8 protein-coding genes are annotated in these 7,855 nt (G+C 41.3%); all 8 read left to right on the plus strand.

Annotated elements, in window-relative coordinates; all coding sequences use genetic code 11:
- Nucleotides 1-298: 298 nt before the first annotated feature.
- A complete protein-coding gene (mobQ, locus tag CAFE_RS15315) occupies nucleotides 299-1,798 on the plus strand; it encodes a MobQ family relaxase (RefSeq protein WP_276529271.1) in 1,500 nt (499 codons plus the stop codon).
- A 108-nt stretch (nucleotides 1,799-1,906) separates the two neighbouring features.
- Nucleotides 1,907-2,086, plus strand: coding sequence for a hypothetical protein (locus CAFE_RS20810; RefSeq protein WP_128743080.1), 180 nt, complete (start codon nucleotides 1,907-1,909; stop codon nucleotides 2,084-2,086).
- A complete protein-coding gene (locus CAFE_RS15325; RefSeq protein WP_156991101.1) occupies nucleotides 2,083-2,259 on the plus strand; it encodes a hypothetical protein in 177 nt (58 codons plus the stop codon). The genes CAFE_RS20810 and CAFE_RS15325 overlap by 4 nt, the downstream gene beginning before the upstream one ends.
- An 82-nt stretch (nucleotides 2,260-2,341) precedes the next feature.
- On the plus strand, nucleotides 2,342-3,994 hold the full coding sequence (locus CAFE_RS15330; protein WP_156991102.1) for a recombinase family protein: 1,653 nt from the start codon (nucleotides 2,342-2,344) through the stop codon (nucleotides 3,992-3,994).
- 167 nt (nucleotides 3,995-4,161) lie between these two features.
- Complete coding sequence (locus CAFE_RS15335; protein WP_128743078.1) at nucleotides 4,162-4,731, plus strand: hypothetical protein; 570 nt, start codon at nucleotides 4,162-4,164, stop codon at nucleotides 4,729-4,731.
- Nucleotides 4,724-5,152 (plus strand): hypothetical protein, encoded by a 429-nt coding sequence (locus CAFE_RS15340; protein WP_128743077.1) that lies wholly within the window; start codon nucleotides 4,724-4,726, stop codon nucleotides 5,150-5,152. Before CAFE_RS15335 ends, CAFE_RS15340 begins: the two co-directional genes overlap by 8 nt.
- On the plus strand, nucleotides 5,149-6,603 hold the full coding sequence (locus CAFE_RS15345) for a hypothetical protein (protein WP_156991103.1): 1,455 nt from the start codon (nucleotides 5,149-5,151) through the stop codon (nucleotides 6,601-6,603). The genes CAFE_RS15340 and CAFE_RS15345 overlap by 4 nt, the downstream gene beginning before the upstream one ends.
- Entirely contained in the window at nucleotides 6,567-7,745 is a 1,179-nt protein-coding gene (locus tag CAFE_RS15350; RefSeq protein ID WP_156991104.1) for an SIR2 family protein, read from the plus strand. The genes CAFE_RS15345 and CAFE_RS15350 overlap by 37 nt, the downstream gene beginning before the upstream one ends.
- Nucleotides 7,746-7,855 lie beyond the last annotated feature (110 nt).

The following is a 7,855-nucleotide window of genomic DNA, read 5'->3' on the forward strand; positions in this document are numbered from 1 at the left end:
ATATTCCTGTTTGGTATCAGCTTAAACGCTATGACCGGCTGCGTCTATGGGAGCCTGTTGCGCGGGGAGTGGTTGTCCTCTCGTACCGTTCCATTCCCTTAGTGTAATTATACTAGGGCGCACTTATACACCCTTGCGGGTGCTGTGCGCTCTGCGAGGCCGTTGCGCCCTGACGGGCGCGATGGGGGCTACGCCCTCCAAACCTCTTGTGCAACCTCATGCCGCGTCGAATTCTCTGCGGAGAATACGACCCAGCGTGAGGTTTTGTTTATGCCCACCGTCGAAAGGATTTTTGCCTATGGCCATCTACCATTGCAGTATCAAAATTATCAAACGCAGTCAAGGCCGAAGCGCCGTTGCCGCCGCCGCTTATCGCAGCGGACAAAAGCTCACAAACGAGTGGGATGGCATCACCCATGATTATACGAAAAAAGACGGCGTAGTCTATTCGGAAATTCTTCTTCCTGCCCATGCCCCACCCGAATTTTCCGACCGTTCCACCCTCTGGAACAGCGTGGAGCAGATCGAAAAAAACCGCAACGCCCAGCTTGCCCGCGAAATCGAAATTGCCCTGCCAGCAGAGCTTAACCGGGATATGCAAATCAAACTTGTTCGCGCCTATGTCCGGGATACTTTTATAGCTTCCGGCATGTGTGCGGATTTTTCTATTCACGATAAAGGCAACGGGAACCCGCACGCGCATATCATGCTCATCCTGCGCCCGCTGACTGAGCGCGGCGAATGGGGCGCGAAGTGCCGGAAGAAATATGACCTTGATGCGCGCGGTCAGCGTATTCCACTTCCCAGTGGCGGTTTCAAAAGCCACCGGGTTGATACTACTGATTGGAACGATCCGGGCAAAGCCGAAGTGTGGCGGGCAGCTTGGGCTGATACCTGTAACCGCACGTTGGAGCAGATCGGCAAGCCGGAGCGAATCGACCACCGCAGCTATGTCCGTCAGGGCGTACAGAAGATTCCTACCGTTCATATGGGCGTCGCGACCACGCAGATGGAGTACCGGGGGATTTTCACTGAAAAAGGCACCGTCAATCGGGAAATTGCCGCACAGAACCGGCTGCTCAAAGAAATCAAGGCACGTATCACCCGCCTTTACAATTGGTCGAAACAGCAGGCGGCACAACCGGAGCAAAAACCAAGCATTTGCGAACAGCTTCAACAAGCACAAACCGTAATTCAGCCCACCACCCGATACGGCAAAGTTAAGGCCCTCAAAGAGAGCACCGCGCTGTTCAACTTTTTGCAGGAAAACGGCATTTCTTCCATGCAGGAGCTTCACACGAAAGTGACCGCCATGCAAACTGAATATTACGGATTGCGCGGAGAGATTGCCGCTACCGCCCGCCAGATCGACGGATTGAACAAGCGGCTTTCCATGTGGAAGCAGTATTCCGACAACAAAGCTTTCCACCAGCGGCTTGCCGCACTGAAACCAAGGGCGCGGGGAAAATTTCAAGATGCGCACAGTGTGGAACTTGCATTATATGACGCCGCCGTGCGGTATCTGAATGATCTTAAAGCGTCCGGTGAGAAGATTACGCCGAGGCATTGGCAGTCCGAAGTGGAACGCCTTGCTGCCCAAAACAGCTCCCGGTATCAACAGATGAAAGCCATGCGCACAGATATTCAGGCCGTGGAAAAATCCGTAAAACCGCCAATGAACTTGCCCAGTTGGAGAAGTCCAGAGATCGGGGATGCAATCATGAGCGATAAAATCCGCACCGAAACAATACCGGAACACAACATTTTATGTCTGCCTGTCCTACCCCTATCCCCATAATGCCCCGCTTCACAGATGGGGCTTACAGGGCCGATTTTTCCCGAAAACAGCACCGGAAAGCTACAGAAAATTCATCTATCCATTTGAGCGACGAAAGGAGTGGCTTTCATGCCGAGAATGAGCAAAAAACACAAGCTGGAATGGCAGCTTTTCTTAAATCACCGAAACCGTATGACATACAACTCACTTTGCCGGAAATGCGTCCACGGCTGCAAGCAGAGTTTCCGGGCCGTCGTAATGGATTGCCCGAATTTTCAATCCAAACGTTCAAAGGAGGCTCGCCTATGAATCATTGCGAAAAATCTGTGGCTTCTTCCAGTAAATCGAAAGGAGCAAAACCCCGTTACATTATCGTTCACGAATACAGCGGAAAACAGAGTATGCAAGACGCTTTCCAACAGGTAATCGAGCGACGAGTCAGCGACCGGTTCGAGCATTGGATAAATCATAAATCACAATAAGTACCGGCAAGGCGTTGAAAAAGCGGCGGGGACATGGTACACTTTAGGTATCGTGTCCCTGTTCATTTAAGGAGAACGTAAAATGAGCAGGAAAAACAATTTGATCTATCCGACCACCGCCCTGTACTGCCGTCTTTCCATGGAAGACGGGCGCGATAACGAAAGCATGAGCATCAGCAACCAGAAAGCAATGTTGAAGGATTACGCGGAAAAGAACGGCATGGGCGAATATTCTTTTTATGTGGACGATGGATATACGGGCCGCAATTTCAACCGTCCCGGGTTTCAGCGGATGATTGCCGACATCGAGGCGGGCAAAGTCAACTGTGTGATTACCAAAGACCTCTCCCGCCTTGGACGCAATTATATCGAGGCGGGCAGCTACATCGAAATCTACTTTCCGCGCCATAATGTGCGCTATATTGCCATTACGGATGGTGTGGACAGTCAAAACAAGCAGGAGTTGGACATTACTCCATTCCGCAACATTCTAAATGACCTCTACAGCCGGGATATTTCCAAAAAGGTTTTAGCCGGATGGATGACGCGTTCCCGGCAGGGCAAGTTTTTAGGCGGCACCACTCCCTACGGTCTGATACGTGACCCGAAGGATCATGGGCATTTGATTATCGACCCGAAGACTGCGCCCATCGTCAAAAAGATTTATGACCTTGCTTCGGACGGATGGGGCAACATGCGTATCTCTAAATATCTGTTGGAACGCAAAATACCGATTACGCGGTGCAGAATCAAAGCCAATCCAGACATTAATTACTACTCGTGGGGCGGTTCCGTTATCAGCATGATTCTTCGGAATCCTGTTTACTACGGTGCTCATGTTGTTTGTAAAACTCACCAGAAGGCGATCCGTTCCAATACGGTCAATGCCATTCCTCGCGACCAATGGGAAATCATCGAAAACTGTCATGAGGCCATAGTCAGTAAAGAGCAGTGGGAACGGGTGCAAAAGCTGATCGACCATCGCCCGCCCATCATGAAAGGCAACGCCTGTCCCTTCTATAATCTGTTTCACGGTTTGCTTCATTGCGAAACCTGCGGGAAATCCATGCAGGCGCGGTATGAAAAGGTGGGCCGTATGGATATTAACCGCGTCACCAAGGAAAAGCGGGAGCCAATCGACAAGTCCTATTACATTTGCCAAACCTATAACCGGTTGGGGAAAAACGCCTGTACCAGCCATAAGATTGAAGCTCGTGACCTATATAACCTTGTATTAGCCGATATTCAGAAACATGCCCGGAAAGCCTTGCAGGATTCAGATGCTTTCTATACCCAACTCACCAAAAAGCTGGAACAGAAACAAAACGTCGATGAAATGTCGCTCAAAAAAGAGCTGAACGCCTTGACAGCGCGTAATCAGGAAATTGATCAGCTGTTCATGAGCCTCTATGAAGATAAATCCAAGGGCATTCTAACGGAGCATCGCTTTGTCGTGATGACAGAGCAACTTGAGCAGGAGCAAACACAGGGCAAGACTCGAACACAGGAAATCATGGAAACACTCAGCCGCGTCGATGATCGTAGCAAGGATGTTCGGACTTTTATTGAGGAAATCGGCCAGTACGCAGCCGTTGAAGAATTGGACGAAGCGATTGTTCACCGTCTGATTGACAAAATCGTGATAGGTCAAATCCATGTTGAGAACGGCGAAAAAGTCCAACGGGTCAAAATCGTGTATAATTTCGTCGGTGAAATTAAAAAGGAAACGACATGAGAATACCGCTTACTTTTTTCAATAGAGAAGTTTTAAAATTTGTGGTTGAACATTGGCAGTTATTGGGCTATTATAGATTTGAGAATTTAAGCAGCAAAATTTGTATATTGTTCGCCACTTACCAATGGTATTATCTGCGTAATTTTTTATGTATGGAGAGATAGAATATGAGTAAATTAATAGGATCGGATTACTTATTACTTTTACTGTATTTGGATAACAAGAAGCCAATTAAAGGCGCTATTCGATTAACAAAAATGATGTTCTTATTTAATGAGGAGATAGCACCATTATTGAAAAAGAAAGGATTAAACTCTGACAAATTGCCGGAATTCTTTGCATATAATTATGGGCCTTTTTCGAAAGAATTATATGACCAAATAGAGTTTTTCCGGGGCCTTGGCTTTATTAAAGTGACTGATATAAATGCTTCAGAAGAGATGGGAGAGGTCGACGATTGGCAAGAAGATGCGTTTATTGATGAGATGACAGAACAAAGCCAAAGTCACGTGAGAGAAGATGGGAAGTATATGAAGTATGAGATTGCAACTCAAGGAATTAAATACGTGGAAGAAGAAATACTTCCATTAGATCCAGATCAGTTGTCCATACTGGAGATATTTAAGAAAAAGATTATATCATTATATCCTAAACAAATACTCAAATATGTATATACAAAGTATCCGAAGTATACCACAAATTCCTTGATTAAAGATGAGGTAATGCGTGATGACTAATTATGCTTATAGCGAAGAAGAACTTAGGGAATCCTTCTTGAAAAGTTTCAAAGAAAAAAATCAGCAACTTATCTGTGAAGTCCCTGTGTTTAGCCGTTCTATTGATGTTGTAAAATACAACAATATTTCACATGAAGTATCTGCTATTGAATTCAAACTATCGGATTGGAAAAGAGCTATTAAGCAAGCTTTACGTGTAGGAATATGCTTTGACTATCTTGAAATATGTATTCCAAAGCCCAAAACTGATAGAGCAATAAATACAGTTGTAAATTCTTGTACTGAGCAGGGCATAGGATTATATTTTTACAATTATGAAAACGATTTTTTTGAATATGTATTGAGGCCAAAACACATAGAGGATGTTTGGACCGTTCAAAAAGCCAGTGTTATCAATTATATTAAGGGGGTGACAATATGAATTCACCATTAAGAATTCTCAGATACAATACTGGAACAGATAAAAAGGCTTTTGTCAAATTTAAAAATGAATTTGACGCAGTCATTTTTAATGCTACCATTGTAGCTTATAGTGGGGCGGCAGTTGCAGATTTAGTTTCGGTACATAAACGGCAATATATTATTGACCCTCAAACCCATATTTTTCAACATGACATTTCAGCCCTTCAAGCGAAAAACAAAAAGGGAAGAATGCACTTAAAAAAATCCATTGAGAAATATCTTAATTGCATGCCGGAAGCACTTGCTAATATTATAATTGATGAGCAACGGACACCGAAAGTTTATGAAGTTGAAAGTGAAATTGATGAATTGGTTAAAAAAGTATGGGAATTTGAAACTTCATATGTTGACAGTTTTATTAAAACAAAAGAATATGATAAATATTTAAAATTTGCTAAAGTTGGACCAATTCCTAGATTCCTCATTGCACCATATTTTATGATAAAAAATGAATATGATAGAAATACTAATCTTAAATGGCTAAGTATTAACAAGAGCTGCATTGAAAAATATGTTTCCTTAAATATTGGAGAAAAGACTTATGACTTAGCTGCCCAATTGGTTCTGGACAAAGAATCCTTACTTAAAAAAGAATATTTAGAGCAGATAAAAAGTACATATAATATCAATGGGTATGATTATCTGTTTATTTGGATTGATGATTTTGATTCTTTTGATGCCAATTATGATTTAAGACAAGCATTTTACGAACTTTTAAAAGTATTTGATACCATAGGGAAAAAACCGATTATGGCATATGGCGGATATGATTCTATACTTCTTTGTAATACTGAAATTACTCACAGATTATATGGTGTGGCACAATCGGTTGGGTATGGTGAAGCGAGGAATATAACTCCAGTCGGTGGTGGGTTACCGGTCAATAAATATTATTTTTACCCTATTCATAGAAGATTAAGGTTTGATGAAGCTGCTAGCATTTTAAGTAGTAAAGGTTATTTTAGTGGAAAAAAATCTTCCTCTGATTATGTTAAAGACTATTTTGATAACATTTGCGATTGTAAGCAATGCTATATCACTATAAAAAATGATATTAACAATTTTAGCAATTATAACGACTCTATTCCATTTACTATGAAAACAAGGTATGGGATTGTGTCCCGTAATAGACCAACCACAGATGCTAGTTTAATTGCAGCAATACATTTTTTATACTGCAAAATTAGAGAATGGAATGAGGTAAATACTAGACCGTTGAACTCTTTAATCCAAGATTTTCTTAATGCAGTAAGTGTATATGCTCCTGAATGGTATCAAAATATCAAATCATGGTGTGAAATTTATGCCAGATTACTGGAGCTGGTTTCTCAGCCCCAGCAAAATTACCAATACAAAATAAAATCATCGATGCAATGTTGGCTCCAGAAAAACGGTCTATTCTTGATATAAAGGCAGAGCCTCAAAGTATTAAGTTTTTACGAGCTTTCATTGAAGTAGGATTATATCTTTTATACTCTTATGGGGACTCTTACGATATATATCATAAGAGCTATATCAACATTCTGGAAGCAAAAACTCGGTTTGAAGCAATTAATAATTTTCTCGGAAAGTGGGGCGAAATTACAACACTAAAGAGTACAGATGCTGAATTGGCTACGAAAGAAATGCATTCATTACTTTTTGAGAGGCCAGAATACATCGTAGATTTAAACGATTATTTTAAAAATTTGGAAATATTAAAAGAACAAATACGGCAAAAACTTGTTGATATTCATCTTAACGTAAGTTTGGAAGATGTTTTTACATCTTTTGATAAAGCCATTATTTTAAAGGAGCATAATAAAAAGTATACCTATTTAGATATGGATAGCGTTCGGCATTCAATTTTACGTCTATTTACATATTATTTTGGAAAAAAAACAATGGAACATTCTTTTAAACACCCTGCATACCAAAGAGTAATAAGCTTTGTATCTCAAAATTTAGATAATATAACTATAGTTTCAACAAATTGGGATACGCTTTGGGAAGGCTATTTAAATAAAAGTGGGATAAATTATAATTTGTGCTTGAATGACAAATACTACAAATTTGATTCAAAAAAGGAAGAGAGAGTTTCACGAGATAAGTCCGTAAAACTAATTAAGCTGCATGGTTCCATTAACTGGTTCAGATGCTTAGATTGCGGAGGGCTCTCTATAATTGAGAAACAACCATATGGGAAATATTTGTTTGATGATTCATCCTCTGAAGAATGTTTGATATGCAAGAAATCCTCTAAAGGAAATTCTGTGTTAATTCAGCCAGAAATAATAACTCCTACCATGATAAAATCTATTGATAATCAACTCTATAGAAATTTATGGAAATCCGCAAGCTTCGCACTAATGAATGCAGATAAAATAATATTTATTGGCTATTCATTTCCTTTAGCCGACTATGAATTTCGAATGTTACTACAGAAGAACATTTCTGAAAATGCAGAAATTGATGTGGTTTTACACTATACTGATAATCCTCAGAGAATAGCAAAGCGAGATCAACATTTAAAATATTTGTTACCCGAGGAAAGATATTTAGGGAACCTCTGAACAAATGGCGCAGGAAGAGGAATTCAGAGAAAAGGGATTCAAGAGGCGTTCCAAACTGAATGATTACGTCGAATTTCAACGCTATACTCCTGAATTTATTTCCACTTTTG

It is taken from the genome of Caproicibacter fermentans (assembly GCF_009746625.1).
GTDB classification, from domain to species: Bacteria; Bacillota; Clostridia; order Oscillospirales; family Acutalibacteraceae; genus Caproicibacter; species Caproicibacter fermentans.

Excerpts from the sequence above, each read along its gene's own strand:
- mobQ (WP_276529271.1), top strand. The coding sequence starts at position 299 with ATGGCCATCTACCATTGCAGTATCAAAATTATCAAACGCAGTCAAGGC.
- CAFE_RS20810 (WP_128743080.1), top strand. The coding sequence starts at position 1,907 with ATGCCGAGAATGAGCAAAAAACACAAGCTGGAATGGCAGCTTTTCTTA.
- CAFE_RS15325 (WP_156991101.1), top strand. The coding sequence starts at position 2,083 with ATGAATCATTGCGAAAAATCTGTGGCTTCTTCCAGTAAATCGAAAGGA.
- CAFE_RS15330 (WP_156991102.1), top strand. The coding sequence starts at position 2,342 with ATGAGCAGGAAAAACAATTTGATCTATCCGACCACCGCCCTGTACTGC.
- CAFE_RS15335 (WP_128743078.1), top strand. The coding sequence starts at position 4,162 with ATGAGTAAATTAATAGGATCGGATTACTTATTACTTTTACTGTATTTG.
- CAFE_RS15340 (WP_128743077.1), top strand. The coding sequence starts at position 4,724 with ATGACTAATTATGCTTATAGCGAAGAAGAACTTAGGGAATCCTTCTTG.
- CAFE_RS15345 (WP_156991103.1), top strand. The coding sequence starts at position 5,149 with ATGAATTCACCATTAAGAATTCTCAGATACAATACTGGAACAGATAAA.
- CAFE_RS15350 (WP_156991104.1), top strand. The coding sequence starts at position 6,567 with ATGTTGGCTCCAGAAAAACGGTCTATTCTTGATATAAAGGCAGAGCCT.